This is a genomic window from Paenirhizobium cremeum, assembly GCF_047553425.1.
Taxonomy (GTDB): domain Bacteria; phylum Pseudomonadota; class Alphaproteobacteria; order Rhizobiales; family Rhizobiaceae; genus Allorhizobium; species Allorhizobium cremeum.
Genome location: NZ_CP180217.1, coordinates 3,123,597 through 3,149,068, shown reverse-complemented (window position 1 = coordinate 3,149,068; position 25,472 = coordinate 3,123,597). Strand labels below are relative to the sequence as shown.

Below are 25,472 nucleotides of genomic sequence, written 5' to 3'. Positions count from 1 at the left end.
ATATCACTCCAGCCTCTCGATATTGCGCGGAGCAAGGCGTCCGGCGAGGAGATCCGAAAAGGCCAGAAGATTGCCTCGCAATCGTCCTTTCCGGTCGATCCAGGGCTCCGGCCGCCAGATCTTCACCACGTTGGCGAGCAGGTTACGCGCCATCTGGATGCCGGCATGGCGGACGCTCATGGTCTCCTTGCGCATGAGGTATATGGGATTTGCGATCTGGGAATAGCCGAACCGCAAGCCGGAGGTGCGGCCGACCTTGGTCCCGAGATGGACGCCGACGAGGCTGGCCGACGAAACGATCCGGCCATGCCGGGCGGCGATCCGGCTGAAATCGACGTCCTCCAGCCATCCGTAGAGCGGAAGGTTCTCATCGAAGCGCAGGCCGCCGATCCTGACGGCGGACATGCGCACGGCCATGTTGCAGCCATAGCCGGTATAGGTCGTCTCGACAGGCGGGCTCCTGTTGTCCCGACGCACATGGTCCTTCAGCATGCGCCAGCCGTCGGCGACGGAAATGCCGGGTCCGGTGATGCCGTCTGCAATGACCCTGCCGGTGCAGATGTCGACATCTGGATTGGCGGCGAAGATCTCCTCGGTCTGCTCGAGGTAGGGCGGCGCCATGAGAAAGTCGTCGTCCAGAAACACGACGATATCCGCTTCGGGGATGGATTCGAGGATGTGGTTGCGTTGACGGCAGCTGCCGCGCCGGGAGACGAGCACCCTGACCGGACAGGGCAGCTTTGCCAGTTCGGCATGATCCACGTCCTCGACAGAGGGCACACAGATGACGACCTCATCGGGCAGGCGGATCTGACGGGGTATATGCGGGAGAACCGCAGCGAGGATGTCCCGTCTTCCGGCGCTCGGTATTCCAACGACAAGCCTGAACTGACGAGGACTGGCAGCTTCATCGCGATGCTTGCCGATCTGGATCGTGGCATATGTCATGGGCTTCCGCCTTCCTAGCACACTGGCAGGGCGCTTCCGATCAACGGTTTCGATGCCCTGCTTCTTTGTTTCTCGCGGCGCCCGGCGCAAAATTGTTTTCCGCTTTTGCAGGTTCTAGACTGTCGCCTGGCGCCGTCGCGCATCACTTCGGTTGGCAATCACCCCAAGCAAGGAGATACGCGACTTGCCGAAGGCGGACAGCGCGTCCGCCAGGCGTTCGATCGTCATCTTGTTGGAGTTACCGAGGACGAGAATGATCCCGTCGACATAGGTGCAGATCGTCCGGGTGTCGGCTGAGTCCTCGAAACCCGACATGTCGACGACCACCACCTTGTAACGCCGGCGCATCTTCGCGATGGCTTCCTTCAGCGTGGTCAGATGGCCGTAGCGCTGGCTGGACACGGAAGCCTGCTTCATCTGTTCGACCGTGACGAGGGGGACCGGGTTCGCCTCATCCGCTTCCTCCACGTGGAGGTTTTCCCTTTCGAGTTCGGAGACTGCTACGCCCCGGGCCGCCTTGCCCGCGGAGGTGCGGCTGTTCTGCAGAACGAGGGGCTGTTCGCCGATATAGGAAAGGTCGACGGGCTTCATGCCGACGTCCTGCGCGGCGCTTGCGGCGAGCCGCGAAAGGCGGGAGCCGATGAAATCGGCATCCACGAGAAGCACGGACTGCCCTTCGTTCTGGTAGAGCTGGGCGAGGTTCGTTGCGACCGTCGTCTTGCCTTCGCCGGGGCCGATCGAGGTCACGCCGATCACCATCGAGCCATTGGCCGGAATGATCGAGTCGAGCGAGTTCTTGACACTGCGCAGCGCTTCCGAGAAACGCGAATATGGCATGTCCAGCACGGATCTTAGCGGCAGCATGGTTGTGGGCAGGGGCTTGCTGCCATTGCCGCTGTCGAGTTGCGGCCGGTATACGGGAATGCTTCCGAGCGAGGTGATGCCGAGTTCACGCTGCAGCCTTTCGCCGGAGCCGGCGCGGCGGTCGAGACCGTTGCGCAGGATCGCCGCCATCAAGCCGCCGGCAAAACCGAGAACGGTCGAAAACGGCAGGATGATGGAAGGCTTGGGCCAGATCCTGCCGAACGGTGCCGTGGCTGCGGTGACGATGCGGGCCTTGCCCAACGGGAAGGACTGGGTCTGCATGGTGCCCACATATTGCTGCAGGATGCTTTCATAAAGGCGCCGATAGGTGTTGGCCCGGCTTTCCATCTCCGAGAGTTCGACGCGGGCGATATTCTTGTCCGCGCCCTTCTTGGTCGCATTGAGGAATTGCGCCTCAGCCAGTTGTTCGCGCGTCCGCGCCGTTTCGAGGTTGGAACGGTAGACGGCCTCTATCTGGCGAAGTTCGCCGTTGATCGCCGCCTTCAGCCGGGCAATTTCGTCGTGTGCGGCGGTGATCGCCGGATTTCCTTCATTATAGCGGCTCCTGAGACTTTCGAGCCGCGTCTCGGCTGCCCGGATATCGTCCCGCAGCTTCTGGATCTGCGGATTGTTGGCGATCTCTTCCATGTTGCCATCGGCTGCTCGTCCCTCGATCAGCTTCACCAGCGTGGTGAGCTTGGCGGATTCGGCGGCTGTCGCTGCCCTTGCCGCAAGCATCTGGCTGCTGACCTCGGCCAGTTGCTGCTGGTCGAGCGTGGAGGAATTGGCCATGGCCGTGATGTCATGCTCGTTGCGATATTCCTCAGCGGCCAGCGCTGCCTCGCGTGCCTTGCGCCCGACCTCGATCAGCCGGCTCTCCAGCCATATCGCGCCCCGCTTGGCGGCGTCCGCGCGGTCGTTCATGCCGTTACGGATATAGGCTTCGGCCAGGGCATTCGCGGTCCTTGCAGCCTTTTGCGGATCGCTGGAGGCATAGCCGATCTCCAGCACGTAGGATTGCCCAACGCGGCGCACCGAAACGCGGGACAGGAAGCCGCCCATCGTGCGTCTCATCACTTCCTCTTCGCTGGTCGCTTCCGTCTCTTCGCCGCTTCCGCCAGTAAACAGGTCAGCCACCGCCTTCAAGGAGCCCTTGACGATCGATTGCCACGAACGGGTGTTGAGGATTTCAGGATCTTCCGTAAGCCCAAGTTTACGTATTACTGCCTGGGCGATCGCTTCCGACTTGACGATTTCAACCTGGCTCGCGATCTCCGCGGCCTCAATGATTACGGTGCCGGTGGCTGCGTCCTGCGAGACGATCCGGCCCTGCTCCGGGTCCATGACCAGGCGTGTCGTCGCCATGTAGGTGGACTCGGAGTTGAGGATGTAGAGGCCCCCGAGCACCGCTCCGGAAGCGGAACATATGCCGAGGATGAGCAGGTTCTTCTTCAGGAAGTTGAAGACGTCGCGGAACGAAACATATTCCTTTTTCGCGGTATCCTTCTTGTCGAGGCTGGACATCGTCTCGACGTTTCCGAACTCATGGAATCCCATTTACGCCACCCTGTTGCACATTGTTTGACCGCACCAACCTGACTATTGCGATTGCTCTGGAGCGCTGGACAACTGCACCGCTCCCCCAAGACCCGCGGAAACATCGTAGCGGACGTCGAGAACATCCCCGGGCTCGAGTATTGCCGTCTCCTGCACCTTTTCCGGGGAACGGACGTTGTTGCGGCGCGTGATCCAGTATTCCATCGGCTGGATCTCCAGGGCCTTCATGGCGTTGTAGCGGGACAACGAGGCGCCGCTTGCCTGAAGGAGCTGAAGGGTCGTGGCGCGCTTCAACCTGGTGTCGTCGATTTCCCCCTCGACCTCCTGCAGGCTGCGTCCCGCTTCCGTGCGGAATTGTCCCTTGAGTGCGATTGCATCGCGCTGGGTCTCGCTGACCTTCTGCCTGGCACGCATCTGGGCGACGACGAGATCGAGCTTGCCGCTGTTCAAGTCGGCGACGACGCGCTCGAGCGAGGTTTCCCGCGATTTTGCCAGGGTGCCGGTCTCGACGAGCGATGAAATGTTGGCGAGCTCCTGCTGCGCGATCTTGACCTGGCGCTCCTGAACGGCGGACTTTTCCTCCAGCACCTTGATTTCGTTCTCGAGCAGCCTCTGGAGCTCACTGAGCGAATCCAGCTGTCGCTTCAGCGCTTCAGCGCGCGCGACAAACAGCGCGTTTTCGCTCTCGACGATCAATCGGCCGGTACTTTGGTCCCTCGCATTGGCAAGTTCCGGCGGGAAGTCGATCCTGGGGCTTTCCTTGAGTTCGGCGACAAGCCGTGCGCGGCGTGCCAGAAGCTGCTGCAGGGAAAGGTCGTAGCGGTTCAATTCACCGGCATAACGGATCTGTTCCAGGTCCGAATAGCCATTGGGGTTGGAGCGACGCTCCCGTCCGCCGGCCATTGCCACCGCCTGCATGACCGTCAGGCCGGGGCGGTATTCCATTTCTCCGGGGCGGTCCACCGCGCCGGAGACATAGATCATCGGATAACGGATGACTTCGACCGTGGCTGTCGGCGGCGATGACAGTCCGGTCTTCTCCCTCAGGCTGCGGGCGATGCGATCCGCCACTTCGCTGGTGGTTTCGTTTGCCACCACAAGTTCACCGATGAGGGGAACCGAGATCGTGCCCAGCGGCGAGACGGAATATTCGCCGTTGAGGGCTGTCCACTCCTTGTACTCGCCGGTGGAGGAGACCCATTCGACAATCGAGACCTTGACCCGGGTCTGCGGGCGGAGGCGGAAGCCATCATCGCTCGCGGCGATCGCATCGGGAACGGCAACCAGTTGCAGCATTCCCGCCAGTGCGCAGGCGATACCAATGCGCCTGCTTGTGGAGTTAAGCCGTTTTTCGAAACAGACTATCGGCATGAACGCGCCTCGCAATTCCGGCAACAATGAAAATGTCGGCTCCGGCGATTGAACGGGACCGGATAGGATCGATTGTCGACCCAAAGCGATGCGAGTAAATCCCCTGCGTGTCGTCACGGGGATACGCCCTTCGGGCAGGTTTTTCTAAGCCTTCACCTCGAATGGATGAGCCGTGGTCGAGGTTTGCGCCACGATCCTGACCGATCGGCCAGCCGCCCGGCCTTCTCCACGGTCGATCCGCCCCTTTGACTAGGGCGGCAGCCCTAAGGTGGTCCTGTGCCGGGCGCTGTGGCTGCCTCTAGGATGCCTGCACAACTTCATGCGAGGGGCGAAATGCGGGTGGCGATTATCCACTACTGGCTTGTGTCGATGCGTGGCGGCGAAAAAGTCGTCGAAGCGCTCTGCGACATGTATCCGGACGCCGATATCTTCACGCTCGTCTGCGACGAGGCCCGCATATCGGAGAAGATCCGCCGTCACAGGATCATCACATCCGGCCTGCAGAAAATTCCCGGTGCCACGCGCTATTACCAGTCATTGCTGCCGCTGATGCCTTTCGCGCTCGAGAGTTTCGACCTGCGAGGCTACGATCTCATTATTTCGAGCGAATCCGGGCCGGCGAAAGGCATCATTCCTCCGCCGCATGCGACGCATGTCTGCTACTGCCACTCGCCGATGCGGTATATCTGGGATCACTACCATGCCTATCGGGAGAATGCCGGCCTGCTGGCCAGGCTGATGATGCCGGTTCTGGCACCGATGCTGCGATCGTGGGATGCAAATTCCAGCCTGCGCGTTGATCGCTTCGTCGCCAATTCCCACCACGTTGCCGGGCGTATCCGCAAATATTACCGCCGCTCGGCGACGGTCGTTCCGCCCCCTGTCGCGGTCGAGGATTTCGCCCCGGCTGCCGATCTCGGTGACTTCTATCTCTGCGCTGGCCAGATCGTTCCCTACAAGCGGATCGATTTGGCGGTGCGCGCCTTTTCCGAAATGGGACGCCAACTGGTTATCATCGGCGACGGCGCCAAGGCTGACGTGGACGCGCTGAAACGCATCGCCGGGCCGAGCGTCCGTTTCATGGGGCGGGCGGCGTTTCCTGTGCTGAAAGCCAATCTCGCTCATTGCCGGGCCCTGGTCTTCCCCGGGGAGGAGGATTTCGGCATCGTACCGGTTGAAGCCATGGCCAGCGGCCGACCGGTGATCGCCTATGGTCGCGGCGGCGCCCTGGAGACCGTCGTGCCGGGGCAGACAGGCATCCTCTTCGACGAGCAATCGGTGGACGCGCTGATCGAGGCGGTCCATGCGTTCGAGCAACGGGAGCGAAGCTTTCACCCCGATGCCATCCGCATGCACGCGGCCCAGTTCAGCGCCGCGAGGTTTCGCGCCAGCATGCAGAAGATCATCGATGACGAACTTGCGGCGAAGAAGGCGCCCGGAGCGAAGGGGACGGACGTTCTCGCTCCCGCGTCCTTCTACAGCGATGGCAGACCGGTTCCCCTGCATTGAGGAACCTGGCGGGGCAGGAGGAGAGTGCCGACATGAACCTCATCACCAGACGTTACCTCGCGCTTGACCGGCACGGGATGGGCGGCCCAAGGACCTCGGGAAGCACATCCCGTTTTTTCGCCCTCTTCCTGCATCCGCTTGAATATGTCGTCTTCTATGCGGTCGGTCTTGCCGTGTTGACGCTGGTCCTCTATTTGCTGATTGCCCGGCGATTGATGAAAATGGAATAGGATGACCGGGATGACGGCCGCGCATGCCGGTTCGCTGCCGGAACGGCAAGAGGATGCGTCGAGTGCATCGGGTTGCATCCAAACACGGCCAACGGGCGGAGCGCCCTGCCGTGCCGCCTTGAGGCGATGCACGGGAGGGATTTTCTGCTGCTCGTTTGGGTTTGGTGTCTTCAGCCGCCAGCGATTTTGGCCGGAGCCTTCGTGTTCGGCTTCGGCGGATTGTCGGTCACTTCAGTTTGAAGGCGACTTCGGTGCGATTGGTGGCGTTCAGTTTCTTCATGATGTTGCGGATATGAACTTTGACCGTGCTTTCGCACAGGTTCATTTCATAGGCGATGATCTTGTTGGCCTTTCCCCGGCGCAATGCCTCGGCCACTTCGATCTCGCGCGGCGTGAACGCTTCGTTGGAGTAGGTTGAGCCGGTTACGACGGAACTCAGGACATCCTTCTTGGCGAGAATGCTGCTCGCCGGAATGAAGACCCCGCCGGCTCGCGCCAAGGCGATCGCTTCCGCGGCCACGCTGATGTTGACGCTTGTCGGAATATAGCCGCGAGCACCGCATTCCACGGCTTTCAGGATATCTCCGAGATCGTCGGAATCGGCGATGACGATGACAGGACTCTGCCTGAAGGTTTCCGCCGCGGCCTTGATCTTGTCACAGGCATCGGCCTCCGTCGGCTTCCTGCTGCTGAAGACCAGGAGAATGGCGGAGGGATGATCGGTCATATGCCGTTTGCGCCACTCTTCTATCGACCCGGCGGTGACGATGTTCATGGCCGGATTGTAGATCGAAAGGCTGCGCGACAGGCATTCGCGGTCGAGAGCCCGCGGATCGATAATCAGGATATATTCTTCTGCGTCGAGATCTGTCCCCTTGTCCGTGATTTTCGAGAGGTACTTGAAGTCAGTCGGTTGAAGAGATGCGATTTTATCGGGAAGTGCAGTATGCGTGTTCATTTACTTTCTCCTGCCCCTGTTGTTTTTTTGCATTCTTCTTTACGCAGGTCGGGATTCCTATATTTGTTTCGATTTGAAACACCGCCGATAGGCGTATCGCGATATCCTTCGCATCCTCGACCAACGTATAATGACAGGTTTTCATAAAATAATATTGAACGCATTAACGTGAGTTAATTTGTAATCGTAATAGGGTAAGAATTACTGCGTATTCTTGGATAAAAATAAAATATGATTACAGTATTACCCGGATGGGTTAGGCCATAGGGCTAAATAAACGGCAAGTGGAGGTAGCACCCGGCACGTCCGACGAATGGACGAGGGCACACGAGGTCGGTCGGCTTTTTAAGCAGGGTCGGCCGTCCGTCGCGTCAGCCTATATGGCTTGCCAGATAGGCTGGGTCGAACTCGATGAGATCCTCGAGCTTCTTCCGGTTCAGGAACTCGACGATCCCGTTCCGGAAGGAGAGTAGACCGTTCAGTCGCATGTCCTTGAGGACGCGGTTGATATGAACCGTCGAGAGGCCGACCGCGTCTCCGATATCCGACTGCTTGAGGGGGCATTCGAAACCGTCGAAGCCCGGCCTGTCGCTTGCGCCGGAACGGGTCGCGAGTTCGAGCAGGAGATGACCGGTCCGTTCCAGGGCATCGCGCCGGCCGATATTGGCGAGCCGCTCGGCCATGCGGGCCTGCCGCTTCATCATTTCGATGATGATAATCAGGGCGAGCTGCGAAGAGGTGTCGGAACCCTTGCCGGGCAACTGGCCGACGAATTCATATCCGGTGACCGCCGAGACCGCCTGGACATTTTCCTGCGCCAGCGCGGCCGATACCGACGACAGCATGTCTCCGCGGAGCGCGAATTCCGTGACGATCCTCGTGCCGTTGGACAGGTTCTTGCTGGAGACAACCCAGCCGCTCTTGATGAACAGGATGCGTGAACTGTCGTTGTCGGGTTCAAAGATGGTGGCGCCGGCGGGATAGGTGCGCAGATAGGCGCCACTCAGTTTCGGACCGTGCTTACTGTACTGAAACGTTACTGTCTGTCTGTCATTCGACAGATCGCCGGTACTCATTCAAACGCCCACCCAAACTACCCCTTTTGACGGAAAAAATTGTATCAGCAAATATTAAGATAAGAAAGTCACTTGTGTGCACTCAAATTGTTCGCAATTTTAATAAAAATCTAGGGATTTTTTGTGGGCAGAACGGCAATAACATTTCAGGAAACAAATATTAGATTGTCCTGAATTAAAATGTTATTTCGCGAATTGATGAAAAACCGCGTCAGAGAGGCGAGGGATACCCGGCTGAAACCAGGGTATCGGCCTCCGGTCGCCGCAGACATGTCTGCATGTGCTGTATGCCCTCCAGGGCGGCGGCGAGGGTGGCGTTGTGCCGATCCGGGTCGATTCCTTCTGCCTCCGCAGCGGCCGCCAGAGTGGCCACATGGGCCGGTGTCGCGGCTTTACCGGCGGCGAAATAGCTTTCGCGACCGACGGATCGGAAGAAGCCCGCGACCTTGGAATCCCAGCCCAGACCGACATGCGGAATGCCGAGCGAATAGGCGGCGATACAGGCATGCAGGCGATGGGCGATGACAACGGACAGGGACCGGAGGAACTGAACGACGTCTTCAGGCAGGCGGGGACGCTCGACCAGGTCGACGACGCCGGTGGTGCGGTACCGCGCCATCTCATTCTCATCCAGGATGCGTTCGGCGAATGCCTGGTCCTCACGGGCTCCGTTGGAAAAGAGCCGGATGGCATATCCCCGCTTTGCCAGCTCGCGGATCAGTTCGCGATAGTCGCTTGCGGTTTTGAAGCATATGTCCGGCGAATGCCGACCGGCATGGCGCATGAGGATCACCGGATCGGTAACACAGATGCCGACCTTGCCATGAACGGAAGCCGGCTCCTCGGAAGCGGGGAAGAAACGCCCGGCCAGCAGGCCTGGGTCCGGAACGACCGCGGGAGCCGGCCCCTCGGGGAAATGGCTCATCCAGTTGTCATAGGCTTTGCCGTCGCGCACCGAAAGGCAGGTTAGGTCCGTCGCCCTTACACGTCCGAACAATTCCACGGCGCGGGCAGACCAGTGACTTCCCACACCGACGGCGTAAACTGCCAGTGGCTTGCCGCTGCGGCTGACGCAATCCAGAAGGCTGCCGATCTTCAACGGAAAATTCAGGTCGTCGTCCTGGAAGAGATTGCCGCCGCCCAGTATCACCGCATCGGCGGAAGCGAGTTTCCGGTCCCAGTCCTCCCGGAGTTTTTCGAGTTTCGGCCCGAGTATCCGTTCGACAGCCGCCCGCCGGGCGAATGCGGGCAGCGCGTGAAGCACTCGAATGGCGTATTGTCGATGCTGATGGGTGGTGCCGAAATCGGCGCGTCCGGCCAGGTCGATCGTCTCGACCCTTACGTCCGGATCGGCGGCCAAAGCGCGCTCGATGCATTGTGCGAGTATCCCGTCTCCGAGATTCTCGCTGTATTTCACATTGAAGATCAGGATTTTCATCGCCGCCTCACCGGAGCGACCGGAAAGGAATGAAGGTTGCCGGAAGCGGAAAGCGGGCTTCCCACGGGCGCTCGTTCGCTGGCAAGAGCGGCAGCGCTGCCGGCGAGGATATAAAACATCAGCCCGAGATCGTAGACCGTGCCGGAAACACAAGCGGCGGTGAGCGAGGCGATCAGGCCCGTCTTGGCCGCGCGAACGGTCGCATTGCCGATATCGAGCGCGCCGCCGTTGCGCAATGGGCGTGCGGCGAGAACCGCGGAGACGAATGTGGCAAACAGCACGAAGCCGATGACACCCACATTGGAGAGCAGGACGAGGATATAGCTGGATGCGCGGGCGCTGCCGAGCCCTGCGCCGAAACCATGGGTATCGAGAAAGGTCTGGAAGGCCACGGCATTCCACATGAAGCGCTCCCTGCCGGACTGGCTCTCGGCCTTGGAAAGCAGCATTTCCTCGACGAATTGGTGCAGTTGATCGACCAATCCAGGGAAAAGCACAAATGCCGTCAGGATCGCTGCAGGAATGAAGGCGACGCAGGCGGCGAGAAAAACCGGACGGGCTTTGGCGGAGCCCTTCATTGCGCCGAGCAGCGCCCGCGTCCAGAGGAATGGCACCACAACTGCAACGCCAATGAGCGCCGTGGCCGATGTCGATAACAGCAGCGCGAGCAACAGCAGCGCGGTCAGAATTCCCGTTTCGCGCGAGCGGACCCGATCAAGCCAGAGGCTCGCCATGACGGCAAAAAGGACAAGCGTATATTCTGAAAAGGCGGATGCTTCGGGGAATGTGCCGGAGATCCGCTTGAGACCGCCTTTTTCGGCCGCCGTCAGCAGGGCGTAGTTCGCCGTTCTGACAAAGCCGAGCAGATATTCCGTTCCACTGAAATAGGTGATGACGTCTGCCACCGCGAAGCCGATGTCCACGGCTGCGAGCAGGAGAATGGCGCTTATCAGGTGTCCGGCTTTTCCCGCATGACGAAAATAGGCGAAGACCGCCGCGAAGCAGACAAGGCCGCCGACCGCATAGACAGACTGGGTGATGTTGTTGGACGAAAAGCGCAGGGGCGAGAGCGAAATGAAGCTTCGCGTGCTGGTCACGCGCTCCACCGTCATCGTTTCGGTCACGCCGTCAAAGAGTTTCGGGAAGTAGATTGCGCTCAGCAGGCCGAAGCCGGTCAGCAGCAGGAGCCAGAAACCGGGGCGAAACGGCTGCAGGGACGCCAGAAGAGGGCCTTCTCCGGCAGCCATGAACAGCCTTGTTGCGAAAAAAACCAGAAACAGGCTCGGCACCAGGACGGAAGGGCCGCCGAGCGCCGGAAGGCTGATGGCCGCCGCCGCTCCGAAGACGGTCGACAGAACCATGACGGGAAACGCCCAGGTCACCGGTGCGGCGAGGATGACGCAACCGACGATGATCGTGACCAACCCCATGAACTCAAGACTCATTTACATGCCGCCCCGTCCGGTTCCGATCGATCGAATGCCTGCCGGATCGGCGAAGCCCGCCTTCCCGGAACCTCGTGCCGCGCGTCCGGGTTTCGCCGGCTTTGGGCGCGGTCGCTCGGAATATCCTGCAACTCTTTGTGACTGCTGGATAAATTAGCACGGAACCAAGGCGGCTGTATTTACATCCGGGCCTAAGCCTTTTTCGGTAGCGCGTGAGCCGAATTCGGTTCTATTCGCTTCTGTGGCGAACGCGATATGCATGCATCATGTCGAACCATGGGCAAAGATACGGCGATTCCGGGTGGGTCCGCGGCATGGATATCGTGCCGGCTGCCGGGGGCCTCGCGCTGATGTTGCTGACCGCTCCCGTCGCGCATGCGCAGACGTCGTTGGCGGGCGACACCGGCGATGCCATCAACCCGGCCGGTATGAAGCTCGCCTTCTCCGACGAATTCACGGACCTCGATGTGTCGGAATGGGGGCCGGGCACACGCTGGATTGCGCATACGCCCTGGTCGGGAGATTTCGGCGGCGCACGCTTTGTGGCTCCGAAGGACGACTTCCCCTTCGCGATTGTCGATGAGGTGCTGCGGATAGAGGCGAGCCGTGACAAGGATGGCAACTGGCGCTCGGGCCTGTTGGCCTCGGTCGATCCGACGGGCAAGGGCTTTGCCCAGCAATACGGCTATTTCGAAATGCGCGCCCGGCTACCCCTTGGACCCGGGCTTTGGCCAGCCTTCTGGCTCATCGGCCTCGACCGTTCGAAGGCGACGGCGGAAATCGACGTGCTTGAATTCTACGGCGACAAGCCCGAATCCTATTCGTCGGTCGTCCATGTCTGGCACAAGGACGGGCGGCACTATTCCCAGGGCAAGCGGATCGATGCCTTCACGGAGTCCGATCCCGGCGAGTTTCATTCCTACGGCGTAAAGATCGATCCGGCCTTCATCCGGATGTATTTCGACGGCAAGCTCGTCTGGAAAACGGAGACCCAGCCGGAACATCGTCAGCCGATGTACGTGCTGCTCAACCTGGCGCTTGTCGAGGAGGGCTCGACGCAGGAAACGCCCGATCCCTCTTTCATGTACGTCGATTACGTTCGTGCCTATACCTTCGAGTGACAGGCGACTGCTCCCGACTTCACCAATCCTGCCGCGGCGCGTCGCTCGCCGGGTGCGATGACGTTTTCGCCCCGTGTAACTCCGTTCTCTCTCCCCTCGACGCCATTGCGGTGACGATATGCCGGTCCGCATGCGGTTTCGACGCGCCGGTCTTTCATGCGGCGATCGCGTTTTCGCCTGATAGCGGGGCCGTCCTCCCGCGACTGGCCAAATGACTTAGTCGCAAGATGCCCATCGGGCGTTTGTTTCAGCCCAATGACCAGCTTTCCATTTCTTCCCGTCGTGAAATTCTGGCTACGGGGGAAGGGTGCCTGCGAGATCCCATCGTAGGCAGGTGACGCAGTTTCTTCCGCCGACGCGTATTTCGGGCCATCCAGATACAGGGGACGCCGATGAGTTATGTCACAGGCCAGGAAGTGAACGGAGCCGGCATCCTGCCGGACAAGGGGCGCCAGGAACGGGCCCACTATGACCGGCGGCGGAGCGTCCACGATATTTTCAGGCAACAGGCCCGTCTCTATCCCGATGCGCGGGCGCTGGTTTTCGGGGAGGTGTCCCTCACCTATCGCGAGCTCGATCTTCTTTCGGACGGGCTTGCGGCCTATCTGGTTGCGCGCGGCGTCGGCAAGGGCGACATCGTCGCACTGTTGGTCCCGCGCGCGCTTTCGACCGTGGTCGCGAAGCTTGCCATTCTGAAGGCGGGCGCCGCATATCTTCCCGTCGACCCTGCCTTTCCTTCCGAGCACCTTGCCTATGTCATCGGCGAATGCGCGCCGAAGATCATCTTCACGGATGCGGCGTCTAACGCGGATGTCCGTGGTTTTACCGGTGGCGGAGAGATCGTCGATCTTGCCGCTTTGCTCGCTTCGCTTCCCGTTGAAGGCTCTTGTGTTTTTCCCGATGTGGACGGGTCCGACGCGGCCTATGTCATGTACACGTCCGGTTCGACGGGGCGTCCGAAGGGCGTCGCGATCGCGCATCGCGGAATAACCCGGCTGGTGCTCGACCAGAACTATGTCGCATTCGACCGCAATGACGTGGTTCTTCACACCGCGACGATTTCCTTCGATGCCGCCACCTTCGAAATCTGGGGCGCATTGCTGAATGGCTGCCTTCTCGCCGGCATGCCGAAGGCGAGCTTTTCCCTTGCGGAGCTCTGCGACGTCGTCCGCGACAACGGCGTGACCGTGATGTTGCTGACGACTGGCCTGTTCAACCTGTTCGCGGACCACGCGGGCGGTGACCTGCCGAGCCTCCGCCACGTTCTTTTCGGCGGGGAGGCGGGATCGGTCGAGCATGCGCGCCGTTTCCATGGCGCCCACCCCGGTTGCCGGCTGACCAACGCCTATGGCCCCACGGAAGCAACCGTCATTGCGACCACCTTCACCATTCCCGCAGGGTTCGATGCCAGGGAACTGCCGATCGGCAACGCGATTTCCAACACGAGCCTGCTCATCCTGGACGAGAACATGCGTCCGCTGCCGGCCAATGCGGAGGGGCAGCTTGCGCTGGCCGGGGACGGACTTGCGATCGGCTATATCAACCGCCCCGACCTGACCTCGGAAAAATTCGTCATGGTCGAGACCGACGGAGGCGCTGTCCGCTGTTACCTCACAGGCGATCTCGCAGCCATGGACGCCGATGGCATGCTCTTCTTCAAGGGGCGTCGCGACCGCCAGATCAAGATCAACGGCAAGCGCATCGAACTCGACGAAATCGAAGCGGCGTTACGGCGGGACCAGAGGCTTCTGGATGCCGTGGTCGCCTGCCATGAACAGGGGACGACCGTCAAACGGATCATTGCCTATCTGCGGCCGCGCAACGAGGCAGACATCGGCAATTCCAACTTCGTTCCGGCGATCATGGAAAAGCTGCGCAGCGCCCTGCCGGCCTACATGATTCCGAGCGCCGCGATGGTCCTGAAGGCCTTTCCTCTGACGCCGGCGGGCAAGACCGACCGCGCCAGGCTGCCGCTGCCGCCAGTCGAAAACAGCAAACCCGCCGCCCCGGAAAGCCGGAGCGAGGAAATTCTCACGCGCCTCTGGCAGGAGGCGCTCGGCGCTCGGGACATTGCGGTGGACCGGAACTTCTTCGACCTCGGCGGCACCTCCCTCCAACTCCTGAGGGTGCATGCCGGGCTGGAAGCTGAGCTCAGGCGCAATGTCGACGTGATGACGCTGTTCAAGCACCCGACCATTCGCGAACTTGCGCGGTTCCTCGACGGCAAGACGGAGCAGCCGCAGAAATCCATGAGCCCGGATCAGCGGGCGGCATTGCAGAGACGGACGGTATCCCAATTCCGCAGGAGCGCTCCATGAGCGATAGCGAAACCATCATCCTCGACGAATCGACCGGACACCCGGAAGACGCCTATGCGCCTGATGGCATTGCCATCATCGGCATGTCGGGACGCTTTCCCGGCGCTCCAAGCGTCGAAGCCCTCTGGCAACTGGTGGAGGAGGGACGCAACGCCTTTGTCACCTTTTCCCCCGATGAGATCGAGGATGCCTTTACCGATGAGGAGCGTGCCGGCGCCGACTATGTGGCCGCCCGTCCCTTTCTGGCCGATGTCGAGCAGTTCGACGCGGAGTTTTTCGGCATGTTTCCGCGCGAGGCGGCGGTCACGGACCCGCAGCATCGCGTTTTCCTGGAGATCTGCTGGGAAGCGCTGGAACGGGCCGGGTACGATCCCTATCGGAACCCGGGTCTGGTTGGCGTTTTCGCCGGATGCTCGATGCCGACCTATCTCATCAACAACGTGCTGGGCGATCGCGCGAAGGTCGAGGAATTCACGTCCAACTACCAGATCGGATGTTTCAACCAGATCGTCGGATCGATCACCGATGCGCTCTCCACGCGCGTCGCCTACAAATTCAATCTGCGCGGCCCGGCCTTCACGCTGCATTCGGCCTGCTCCACGTCCCTGCTCGCGGTTTCCCAGGCCTGCCAGAATCTGCTGACCTATGGCTGCGACATGGCTCTCGCAGGCGGAGTCTCGATCACCCTGCCGCAGAAGCGCGGCTATCTCTATCAGGAAGGCGGCATGGTCTCGCGGGACGGCATCTGCCGCCCCTTCGATGCGGACGCCTCCGGCACGGTGTTTGCGAGCGGCGCAGGTGTGGTGTTGCTGAAGCGGCTCGAAGATGCGCTTCGCGACGGTGATCGTGTTTATGCCGTCATCCGCGGCTACGGCGTCAACAATGACGGTTCCGACAAGATCGGCTTCACCGCTCCGAGTGCCGAGGGGCAGGCGGAGGCGATTTCGGCGGCGGTCGCCCATGCCGGTATCGATCCAGCGACGATCGGTTATGTCGAATGTCACGGTACGGCCACACCGCTTGGTGATCCGATCGAGTTTTCCGGTTTGAAGGGGGCGTTTTCCGGCGCTCCCCAGGACGGGGGGACATGTGCACTCGGTTCGGTCAAAGGCAATGTCGGCCATATGGATGCGGCTGCCGGCGTTGCCGGCCTTATCAAGGCCGCCCTTGCGCTGCATTACGGTAAGATCCCCGCCATGCCGAACTACAGGGTGCCCAATCCGCGGATCGACCTGCAACGCAGCCCTTTCTATATCCCGACTGCCACGACGGACTGGCCGGAGAGTGAAACGCCAAGGCGTGCCGGCGTGAGTTCGTTCGGGGTGGGGGGCACCAATATTCACGTCGTGCTGGAAGAGGCCCCGGCACGCCCGCAAGTTCATGTGGAGGACGACGAGGGACCGTATATCCTGCCGCTCTCCGCCCGCACGGAGGCGGCCCTTTCCGCCATGCGCGGCAATCTTGCCGATCACCTGGAAAAGAATGCCGATGTGCCGCTGTCGCAGGTTGCCCGCACTCTGCAGGAGGGGCGGCACCATTTCGCTCACCGGACCGCGATTGCAGCCAGTACGGTGTCCTCGGCGGTCGAACAGCTCAGGTCCGGGAAAGCCGGTTCGAATGTGGCCGCCGATGTCGCGCCGCCGGTAGTCTTCATGTTCCCCGGCCAGGGTTCGCAATATGTCGGGATGGGGGCCGGGCTTTATAACCGCGAGCCGGAATTCACCCGCTGGATCGACCGCGGCGCCGAAGTCCTGAAGATGACGTTCAATGTCGATGTCCGTGACTACCTCTGCCACATGGGTCCCGTGACCGATGCGATGGCGGAGGAGCAACGCGATACCCGGATCGCCCAACCGTGCCTCTATCTGGTGGAACATGCGTTGGCGCGGCTATGGATGAGCCGGGGCCTGAAGCCCGACGCGATGATCGGCCACAGCGTCGGCGAGTTCGTTGCAGCCACACTGGCCAATGCCATTTCCTTCGAGGATGCCCTGACGCTTGTCGCGACGCGCGGAAAGCTCATGCAGAAGCAGCCGCAGGGGGCAATGCTTTCGGTGCGTGCGGCGCCCGACGTACTGGTACAGTATCTGCGTGGCGGCGCCGAGATCGCCGCCATCAATGCGCCGAAGCTCTGTGTGGCATCCGGTCCTTTCAAGGATATCGATGCCGTCTGCGCCGAACTCGAAAAAGCGGGCATCGCCTTCAGCCGGTTGCATACGTCCCATGCCTTCCACTCCGCCATGATGGAGCCTTGCATCGACGATCTGCGCGAGCAGGCGGCTCGGGTGACCTACGGAACCGCGACAATTCCCTATATCTCCTGCGTGACCGGGGACTGGCAGACGGACGAACTCGGCCGGTCTCCCGACTACTGGGCGCGGCATTGCAGGGAGGCCGTGCGTTTTTCCGACGGTCTGCTCACGCTCTGCCGGGACCGGAAGCCGATCCTCATCGAGGTCGGCCCCGGCCGGACGCTCTCGGTCTTCGCGTCACAGACCATCAGTCGTGACGGTGTCGCCGCGATCATTCAATCGATGCCCGAACATGACCGCGCCCATGCGGGGGCAGAGGTGCTGGCGGAAGCGCAGGGCAAGCTCTGGATGGCCGGTCGGGACCTTGCATGGCCGGCCCTGCCCGACACCGGCGAGCGTGCGCTGCCGCTGCCCACCTATCCATTCCAGCGCCAGCGCCACTGGATCGATGCGCCGCCTTCGGCCCGTCGGGCGGCCAGCGCACCTCAACCTTCGATGCTTCTAGTAGAACCCAACGGCGAGATAGAAATCATGAGTACTATCAGCTCTTCTCCGGCTGCAGTCGCAGCCCGTATTCCCGAACTGGAAACGTCGCTCCTTGCCCTGCTCAGCGACATGTCCGGAGAAACGCTCGACGGCGAATGCAGGGCCAGCAGTTTCCTCGAGCTGGGTTTCGATTCCCTCTTCATCGGGCAATTCGCCCAGAAGATCGACAAGCAGTACGGCATCAAGATTTCCTTCCGCGAGCTCCTGAGCAACATTCCGACGGTGGCCGATCTCGCGCGCTACCTGGATGGCGCGCTGCCGCCGGAACCCACGCCGCAACCCGCACCGGTCGCTGCTCCCGCGCCCCAGCCTGTCGCTGCGGCTTCGGCAATGCCGGCAACGATGGTCATGCCCGCCGCTTCTGTCCCGGCCAGCTCGGGGCAGCGCGGCAGCGGTCTCGACGCCAGCCTCGAAGCGGTTCTTCAGTCGCAGCTCAGCCTGGCGCAGACGCTGTTTGCGCAGCAGTTCCAGGTTCTGCAGGCGGCAGGGGCCGCTTCGAGCGTTCCTGCCGCACTGCCTGCCGTCCAGCCGGCCTTTTCCCAGTCCGCGCCGCCGCCGACTGCGGCCGTATCGGCCCCCGCACCGGTGCCGGCGGCCCTGAGCGAGGACCAGGGCGAAATCGGTTCTGAACGCATCCGGCTCTATCGTCCGGATGCAAAGAATGCCGCTCCAGAATTGACGCCGGAAAAGAAGGCCTTCGTCGACAACATCGTCACGACCTACGCCGAGCGAAACAAAGGATCGAAGGCGTTCACCGAGAAGAACCGCGCGCGTCTCGCCGATCCGCGGACTGCCTCCGGTTTCCGTGCGGACTGGAAGGAGATGATTTTCCCGATCGTTTCCAACCGCTCCAAAGGGTCACGCATCTGGGACGTCGATGGCCACGAATATATCGATCTGGTCAACGGGTTCGGCCAGACGGCCTTCGGGCATGCGCCGGATTTCGTGGTCGAAGCCATGAAGAAGCAGATGGATGCCGGTTTTGCCATCGGCCCGCAAACGCCGCTTGCGGGCGAGGCTGCCGAACTGATCTGCGAACTCACCGGCCATGAGCGTGTGACCTTCTGCAATACCGGCTCTGAAGCCGTCATGGCGGCGATGCGCGTGGCGCGCGCCGTCACCGGTCGCGAGCGGATCGTGATCTTCGCCAACGACTATCACGGCCAGTTCGACGAGGTTCTGGTGAAGGGCCGCAATCGCGGCGGCAATCCCGTCGCGCTGCCGATTGCCGCCGGCATCCCTAACGGTTCCGTCTCCAACATGGTGGTTCTGCGCTACGGCGCGCCGGAAAGCCTCGACTGGATCCGTGCAAACGCCGACGACGTCGCTGCCGTCATCATCGAGCCGGTGCAGAGCCGTCATCCCGAGCTTCGGCCGCAGGAATTCGTCCGCAGCCTCAGGGACATCGCGACAGCATCGGAATTCGCCCTGGTATTCGACGAGGTCGTGACCGGCTTCCGCGTTCACTCGGGTGGCATGCAGGCCGTGTGGGGTATCAGGGGCGACATGGCCACCTATGGCAAGGTGGTCGGCGGTGGCATGCCGATCGGTGTCCTGACGGGCGACAGCCGCTTCATGGATGCGCTCGACGGCGGCTACTGGAACTATGGCGACGATTCCGTTCCGATGGTTGCGCCGACCTTCTTTGCCGGCACCTTCGTTCGTCATCCGGTGGTGCTTTCGGCCGTCAAGGCCGTGCTCGAACATATCAAGGGCGAGGGCGCTGCACTTTACGACCGTGTCGCAAACCGCACGGAAGCGCTCGTCGCGGAGATCAACTCCGATCTCGAAAAGCGTGGCATCGGGCCGGTCGTCAATGGCTACAAGAGCTGGTTCTATACGGATTTCAGCAGTCTCGATCCGCTTGGCGGGCTGATCTATCCTCTCATGAGGATGAATGGCATCCACACACAGGATGGCTATCCCTGCTTCCTGACGACGGAGCATAGCGAAGCGGATTTCCAGGCGATTGCCCAGGCCTATCGCGATGCGGTCGACGCGCTGCAATCCGTGGGCATTCTGGCACCGAAGGGCGTCAGTGCGCCTGCGACCGTGGTTGAGGCGCCGGTCCGGCAGATCGCCATCGCTACCGAACGCCCACAGTCGGCGCCGCTGACGGAGGCCCAGTCGGAGATCTGGCTTGCCGCCCAGCTCGGTGAGGAAGCGTCCTGCTCCTTCAATGAGTCCTTCACGTTGACGCTTGACGGTTCTCTCGACCAGGCGGCCTTTCTCCAGGCGCTGAAGTCGGTCATCGACCGGCATGATGCCCTCCACATTCGCTTCGACCGCAACGGCGAGCGCTTCAGCTTCATTCCCGACTTCGATCTTGGCGTCGATATCGTCGATCTGTCGCGGGAAGGCGATGGCGAGGAAGAGCTTCGGGCGATCATCGACGATGAAGCGCATATGCCCTTCGACCTGGTTAAGGGGCCGCTGGCGCGGGCAAAGCTCGTCAAGCTTGGTACGGATCGCCATGCTTTCGTCTTCACCGCCCATCACATCGTCTGCGACGGATGGTCGATGAATGTGCTGGTGGAAGAACTGTCAGCGGCCTATTCCGCCCTGGTGCGCGGCGAGAACCCGCAGTTCGATCCGGCCCTTTCCTTCGCAACCTATGCGACAGATCTCGCGCCGGATGCAGAGGTCAACCCCGACACCCAGAAGTTCTGGCTCGACCAGTTCAGGGACATCCCGGAACCGGCGGAGATGCCGTTCGACCGGGCCTACCCGGAACAGAGGACCTTTGCCGGCGGAACCTGCACGGTGAAGATCGGGGCCGATGTCTACAAGGACCTGAAAAAGCGCGGTGCGCGCAGCGGCGCCACGCTGTTTTCCACCCTGCTTGCAGCTTTGCAGGTGATGGTCGCCCGGCTGTCGGGACAGCCCGACGTGGTGATCGCCGTGCCGTCCGCCGGCCAGAGCCTGCTCGACGGCCAGACGCTTGTCGGTCACTGCGTCAACCTCCTGCCGCTTCGCCAGATGGTGGAAGCCTCCAAGTCCTTCGAAACCCATCTGAAGGCGACCCAGCAGCTCGTGCTGAAGGCGTTCGAGCACCAGGATTATACCTACGGCACGCTGGTGAAGACGCTTGGCGTCAAGCGCGATCCGCGCCGCCTGCCGCTGACGGGCATCCAGTTCAATCTCGAACGGGTCGCCGGCAATGCGGAATTCTCCGGGCTGACGGCGAGGATGGAGCCCAATCCGAAGGCATTCTCCAACTTCGACATGTTCCTCAACATGATCGAGGGAGCTGACGGCATCCGCATCGATGTCGACTACAATGCCGACGTGCTCGATCGCGAGACCGTCGAACGCTGGGTCGGCCATTTCGTGTCGCTGGTCACCGCGCTGGCGAAGGATATGGAACAGCCCATCGCCGCGCTGTCGCTCCTGTCTCCCCAGGAAACCGAATGGCTGGTTCACGGGCTGAACCAGAGCACGCTCGATTATGACCGGGATGCCTTCGTGTTCTCGCTGTTTTCCCGCAAGGCTGCGGAGCATCCGGACAAGGTGGCGGCCGTTCATCGCGGCAAGACGATCACCTATGGCGAACTCGATGCGCGCTCGAACAGGCTTGCCCGTCACATCCGCTCGGTGGTTTCCGGCGAAGGGCAGCGCATCGCGCTTCTGGTCGACCGGTCGCTCGACATGCTGGTGGCCCTGCTCGCCATCATGAAGTCGGGTCATGCCTATATTCCGCTCGATCCGGGACATCCCGAGCCGCGCCTGCGCCAGACGCTGGAAGCAGCCCGTCCCGTTGCGATGATCTGCGACAGCGAAGCCGGGGCGGCACTGGCCGGCGATGGCGTCGCCATCATCCGGACGGACAGGGATGCGCAGGCGTTCGCCAGCCTTTCTGGCGATGTGCTGGAGACCTTGCCGAGCGATATCGAAACGACGGCCTACGTCATCTTCACCTCGGGATCGACCGGCACGCCGAAGGGTGTTGCCATTTCCCATCGCGCGCTGACCAACTTCATGCTGTCGATGGAGAAGGAGCCGGGGCTTGCCGCGGACGACACGCTCGTTGCGGTAACCACGATCTCCTTCGATATCGCGGGGCTGGAGCTTTACCTGCCTTTGATTGCCGGCGCCAAGGTGGTGATCGCCGATCGCACGCAGGTTCAGGACGGGTTCGCCCTGGTCCGGCTGGTCGAGGAAAGCAATGCCACGGTGCTGCAGGCCACGCCGACGCTCTGGCAGATGCTGGTCGAGGCCGGTATGGGCAAAACGATGCGGCTGAAGAAGCTCTGCGGCGGCGAACCGCTGCCGAAGGATCTCGCCCGCACGCTCGTCCGGATGGAGGGTGAGCTCTGGAACATGTACGGCCCGACGGAAACGACCATCTGGTCTTCCGTGGAGCGGGTTCTCGACAATGACACTCCCATCACCATCGGGCATCCGATCGCCAACACGCAGCTTTACATTCTCGATCAGGACGGCCGTATTGCGCCGGTCGGTGTGACGGGCGAGCTGCATATCGGCGGCGATGGCCTGGCCCAGGGCTATTTCGACCGGCCGGACCTGACCGACGCCGCTTTTGTCCAGCGTGATATCGGCACGGGTGAAATGCAGCGTCTCTACAAGACCGGCGACGTGGGACGGCGTCTCGCCGACGGTTCCCTGCAATTGCTCGGCCGTCGGGACAACCAGATCAAGCTGCGCGGCTTCCGCATCGAACTGGGCGATATCGAAACGGTGATCTCCAAGGTCGAGGGCGTACGCCAATGCGCGGTCGTCGGCGTCCGCAACAGCAAGGGCGATGTCTCGCTGGTCTGCTACTATGTCACCGAACCGGGCACATCGCTTCCGGATGCCGCGGGGCTCGCGGCTTTGGCGCGCGCCAACCTGCCGGCCTATATGGTGCCGTCGGCATGGGTGCTCGAAACCGCATTGCCGCAGACCGCCAACGGCAAGCTCGACCGCAAGGCGTTGGAAAAGCGGGATATCCGCCAGCACGAGGCTGCGGCTGCCGCAACCAAGGTCAAGCCGCGGAGCGAGATGGAAACGAAGCTCTGGACCATCTGGAAGAGCGTGCTGGATGTCGAGAATATCGGCGTCGAGGACAATCTCTATGCACTCGGCGCCGACTCGCTCACCATCTTTCGCATAGCCGCCCGCATGCTGGATGCCGGCCTGCCGCTCGAGGCCAAGCATCTGCTTCGCCATCCTTCGATCGCGGAACTTGCGGCCTATGCCGAGGAGCAGAAGGAAGCGGAGCCCGCCGGCATCACCTATCACATCCCGTCGCTGAAGGATTTCCGCAACGGTGCGCGTCGCCGAGTTGAGAGTGTGTCATGAGTCAGATGGAAAATACGACAGTCGCATCGGGTTCCGAGCCCGGCCTTATCGGTGAATTCCCCTGCACGCAGACGCAATTGCGCTGCTGGGTCTTGGACCAGCTCAAGCCGGGCAACCCGGCGCTGAATGTCGCCGTCCGTTGGGAAATCAGGGGTACGTTCAAGGCTTCCACCATCGAGGCGGCGTTCCGCAGGATCATCCAGCGCCACGAAGTGCTGCGGACCCGTTTCGTCGAGCGGGCCGGCCAGCCTTACCAGCAGGTGGTGGAAGCGGTCGATTTCCGCATGTCGGTCATCGACCTCAGGAACATGCCGGCGGCGCAGCGGGAGCAGCGCATCCTCTCGATCGGGGAGGAGACGGCTTCGGCGCCCTTCGACCTCGGAAAACCCTGCCTGTTCCGGGTCACCCTTCTCATGGTGGAAAACGACCGCGCCTTCATCCTTATCACGGCGCACCAGAGCTGCTTCGATGGCTGGTCGATCCGCGTCCTGGGGCGCGAGGTCGGGGAAATCGCCGCTGCGATCGATGCGGGCCGCCAGCCCGTATTGCCGGAACTTCCGCTGCAATACGGCGATTTCGCCCTTTGGCAAGACGAGTATCTGGGGAGTTACGGCTTCGAGACGGAAAAGACCTTCTGGAAGGAGCAATTGGGCGGCGCGCCCTATTTCGAGGTGCCGACGGATCATCCCCGCCAGGCGATCAAGACCAATAACGGCAATATCCTGTCCGTGGTGATGCCGCCGGAATTCAGCGAGCGGATCGAGAAGGCGGCGCGCGAGCATCGCGTTTCGCTTTACAGCTATGGCGCCGCTCTCATGAGCGCGATGCTGCATCGCTTCACGGGAGAGCGGGACGTCCTGTTCGGGACGCAGATTGCCGGCCGGGACCATTCCGACTTGGAGGACATGATCGGCGTCTTCATCAACAATCTGGTGCTGCGTTTTCCTGTTGCGCCCGAGGCCTCCTTTTCCGAACATATTCAGGCGACGAGCGGAACCGTCACCGCTGCCCTCAATCATCAGCGGATGCCGTTCAACAAGCTGGTCGAAGCGCTTAACCCGGTCCGCGATCCCTCGCGAAACCCGTTGATCTCCGTCAATTTCAATCTGCAGAAGGCGTTTCTGGAGGACAGACGTTACGGAGATTTCGAGCTCATCAGCGCCCCGTCGCAATCGCCTGGGGTCATCTACGACCTGAGCTTCATCATGATCGGGCGGCCCTCCGGCTGGCGCATGTCGATCGAATACAACACCGATCTCTTCGATCGCAGCACCATCGAGAGCCTGCTGCAGCTTTGGCAGGACATCTACGAACTGGCGCTTGTACATCCGGAGGCGCCTCTTTCTGCCTTGCGGGTGCCGGGGCGCAACGCGGAAACCGCCGGAAGCGCGGCTGACACCCCGGTCATCGAACTGTCGCGGTTCCGCCAGGGCGAGACGGATCCCGGGGATATGCCTTTGCCCGGAGACAGCTCGACCATGTCGGCGGCGCAGCGCATGAAGGCGCTTTCCGGGATCTGGGCTGAGGTGCTCAACCTCAAGACGGTGGAGCCGGAAAGCGATTTCTTCGCGCTTGGCGGGCATTCCCTGCTCGCACTCAGGATGCTTTCGGCGGTTCGCGAGCGCTTCGGGGTCAAGGCGGATCTCGCCCTGCTCTTCAAGGAGCCGAAGCTCAAGGGGTTTGCGCAGGCGCTTTTCGGCGAGGACGAAGACGAAAAGGGTGAGAGCCCGAGGCGGTCGCCCTGGGAGATGAGCGTCTACAAGACCGGAACGGGACCGTGTTCGGTCTATACGCTCAATCATCCCTTCCTCTACTATCGGCTCGCGAACGAACTGGACGACTCGATCTCGGTCTATAACGTGAACATGTTCAGCGCGGCGCAGGATCAATCGTCGGCCGGGGCTTCGCTCAAGGATATTGCGGGGCAGGCAATCGAGGTTATGCAGATCGGCGAGCGGCGCGGACCGATCGTCATTGTCGGACTGTGCGTGAACGGCGTGCTGGCGATCGAGGTTGCCCGTCAGTTGCGGGAAGCCGGGGCCGACGTCGCCTTTTCCGCCATTATCGATTCCTGGGCGCCGGGCTATTTCCGGTCTCTGCCGAAATCGAGCCAGCGCTGGTGGAATACCGAACGACGCATCAAACGCCTCGGTTACTTTACCGGCAAGCTCCTGTCCGGCCGCATGCGCCTCATGGTCTATCTGAAGGAATTCAACCTCACCCTGAACCTGATGCAGAAGCTCGGGATCGGTGGCGCAAGTTATACGCCCGAAGAGACCTCCAACGCGGTGGTGACCGATCTTCTGGTGCAGGCTGCGCGCGATTACCGGCCCGAGAAGGGCGGAGCGACGCTGCTCTTCCGCAGCCAGGCCAATCATCCGCGCGCCGGCCGGCTGCGGTTCGGATGGGGCGAGGCCGTCGGTGAAAATGCCGAGGTCGTCGATCTCGACGGGTGGCACGAGGATTCCCTGACCATGGACGGTATTCGAACGCTCGCGTCCTCCGTCGAAAACAAGCTGCTGGCGGAGCGAGCCTGAC

13 protein-coding genes are annotated in these 25,472 nt (G+C 61.7%); 6 read left to right on the top strand and 7 right to left on the bottom strand.

The window, feature by feature from the left end; translation table 11 throughout:
- Positions 1-3: 3 nt before the first annotated feature.
- The 3 genes from ACLBKR_RS15370 to ACLBKR_RS15360 form a co-directional block, all read right to left on the bottom strand.
- The gene (locus ACLBKR_RS15370) at positions 4-948 is read right to left on the bottom strand and encodes a glycosyltransferase (protein WP_113447180.1); all 945 of its coding nucleotides are present in this window, start codon (positions 946-948) and stop codon (positions 4-6) included.
- A gap of 114 nt (positions 949-1,062) precedes the next feature.
- Positions 1,063-3,369: an exopolysaccharide transport family protein gene (locus ACLBKR_RS15365; RefSeq protein ID WP_113447179.1), complete on the bottom strand. Its 2,307-nt coding sequence runs from the start codon at positions 3,367-3,369 to the stop codon at positions 1,063-1,065.
- A 42-nt stretch (positions 3,370-3,411) separates the two neighbouring features.
- A complete protein-coding gene (locus ACLBKR_RS15360) occupies positions 3,412-4,740 on the bottom strand; it encodes a polysaccharide biosynthesis/export family protein (RefSeq protein WP_113486122.1) in 1,329 nt (442 codons plus the stop codon).
- Positions 4,741-5,073: 333 nt separating this feature from the next.
- On the opposite strand from ACLBKR_RS15360, the gene ACLBKR_RS15355 reads away from it, so the two are divergent.
- Together ACLBKR_RS15355 and ACLBKR_RS15350 are read left to right on the top strand one after the other, a co-directional pair.
- Positions 5,074-6,249 carry a glycosyltransferase gene (locus ACLBKR_RS15355; protein WP_112828482.1) on the top strand — a complete coding sequence of 392 codons (1,176 nt, stop codon included), beginning with the start codon at positions 5,074-5,076 and terminating at the stop codon, positions 6,247-6,249.
- Between the two features lie 32 nt (positions 6,250-6,281).
- Positions 6,282-6,479 carry a hypothetical protein gene (locus ACLBKR_RS15350; protein ID WP_113486124.1) on the top strand — a complete coding sequence of 66 codons (198 nt, stop codon included), beginning with the start codon at positions 6,282-6,284 and terminating at the stop codon, positions 6,477-6,479.
- A gap of 226 nt (positions 6,480-6,705) precedes the next feature.
- On the opposite strand, the gene ACLBKR_RS15345 is transcribed toward ACLBKR_RS15350, so the two are convergent.
- From ACLBKR_RS15345 to ACLBKR_RS15330, 4 genes are all read right to left on the bottom strand, one after another.
- Positions 6,706-7,437, bottom strand: a complete 732-nt coding sequence (locus ACLBKR_RS15345) for a response regulator transcription factor (RefSeq protein WP_113340996.1) — start codon at positions 7,435-7,437, stop codon at positions 6,706-6,708.
- Positions 7,438-7,808: 371 nt separating this feature from the next.
- Positions 7,809-8,513 (bottom strand): Crp/Fnr family transcriptional regulator, encoded by a 705-nt coding sequence (locus ACLBKR_RS15340; protein WP_112828479.1) that lies wholly within the window; start codon positions 8,511-8,513, stop codon positions 7,809-7,811.
- A 211-nt stretch (positions 8,514-8,724) separates the two neighbouring features.
- Positions 8,725-9,951, bottom strand: a complete 1,227-nt coding sequence (locus ACLBKR_RS15335) for a polysaccharide pyruvyl transferase family protein (protein ID WP_113486126.1) — start codon at positions 9,949-9,951, stop codon at positions 8,725-8,727.
- Entirely contained in the window at positions 9,948-11,396 is a 1,449-nt protein-coding gene (locus ACLBKR_RS15330; protein ID WP_113486128.1) for a hypothetical protein, read from the bottom strand. Before ACLBKR_RS15330 ends, ACLBKR_RS15335 begins: the two co-directional genes overlap by 4 nt.
- A 314-nt stretch (positions 11,397-11,710) precedes the next feature.
- On the opposite strand from ACLBKR_RS15330, the gene ACLBKR_RS15325 reads away from it, so the two are divergent.
- From ACLBKR_RS15325 to ACLBKR_RS15310, 4 genes are all read left to right on the top strand, one after another.
- On the top strand, positions 11,711-12,517 hold the full coding sequence (locus ACLBKR_RS15325; protein WP_414899550.1) for a glycoside hydrolase family 16 protein: 807 nt from the start codon (positions 11,711-11,713) through the stop codon (positions 12,515-12,517).
- A gap of 392 nt (positions 12,518-12,909) precedes the next feature.
- On the top strand, positions 12,910-14,835 hold the full coding sequence (locus ACLBKR_RS15320; protein WP_113486130.1) for a non-ribosomal peptide synthetase: 1,926 nt from the start codon (positions 12,910-12,912) through the stop codon (positions 14,833-14,835).
- Positions 14,832-22,934 (top strand): amino acid adenylation domain-containing protein, encoded by an 8,103-nt coding sequence (locus ACLBKR_RS15315; RefSeq protein WP_414899547.1) that lies wholly within the window; start codon positions 14,832-14,834, stop codon positions 22,932-22,934. The genes ACLBKR_RS15320 and ACLBKR_RS15315 overlap by 4 nt, the downstream gene beginning before the upstream one ends.
- Positions 22,931-25,471: a condensation domain-containing protein gene (locus ACLBKR_RS15310; protein ID WP_113426580.1), complete on the top strand. Its 2,541-nt coding sequence runs from the start codon at positions 22,931-22,933 to the stop codon at positions 25,469-25,471. Before ACLBKR_RS15315 ends, ACLBKR_RS15310 begins: the two co-directional genes overlap by 4 nt.
- The last annotated feature ends 1 nt before the right edge of the window (position 25,472 follow it).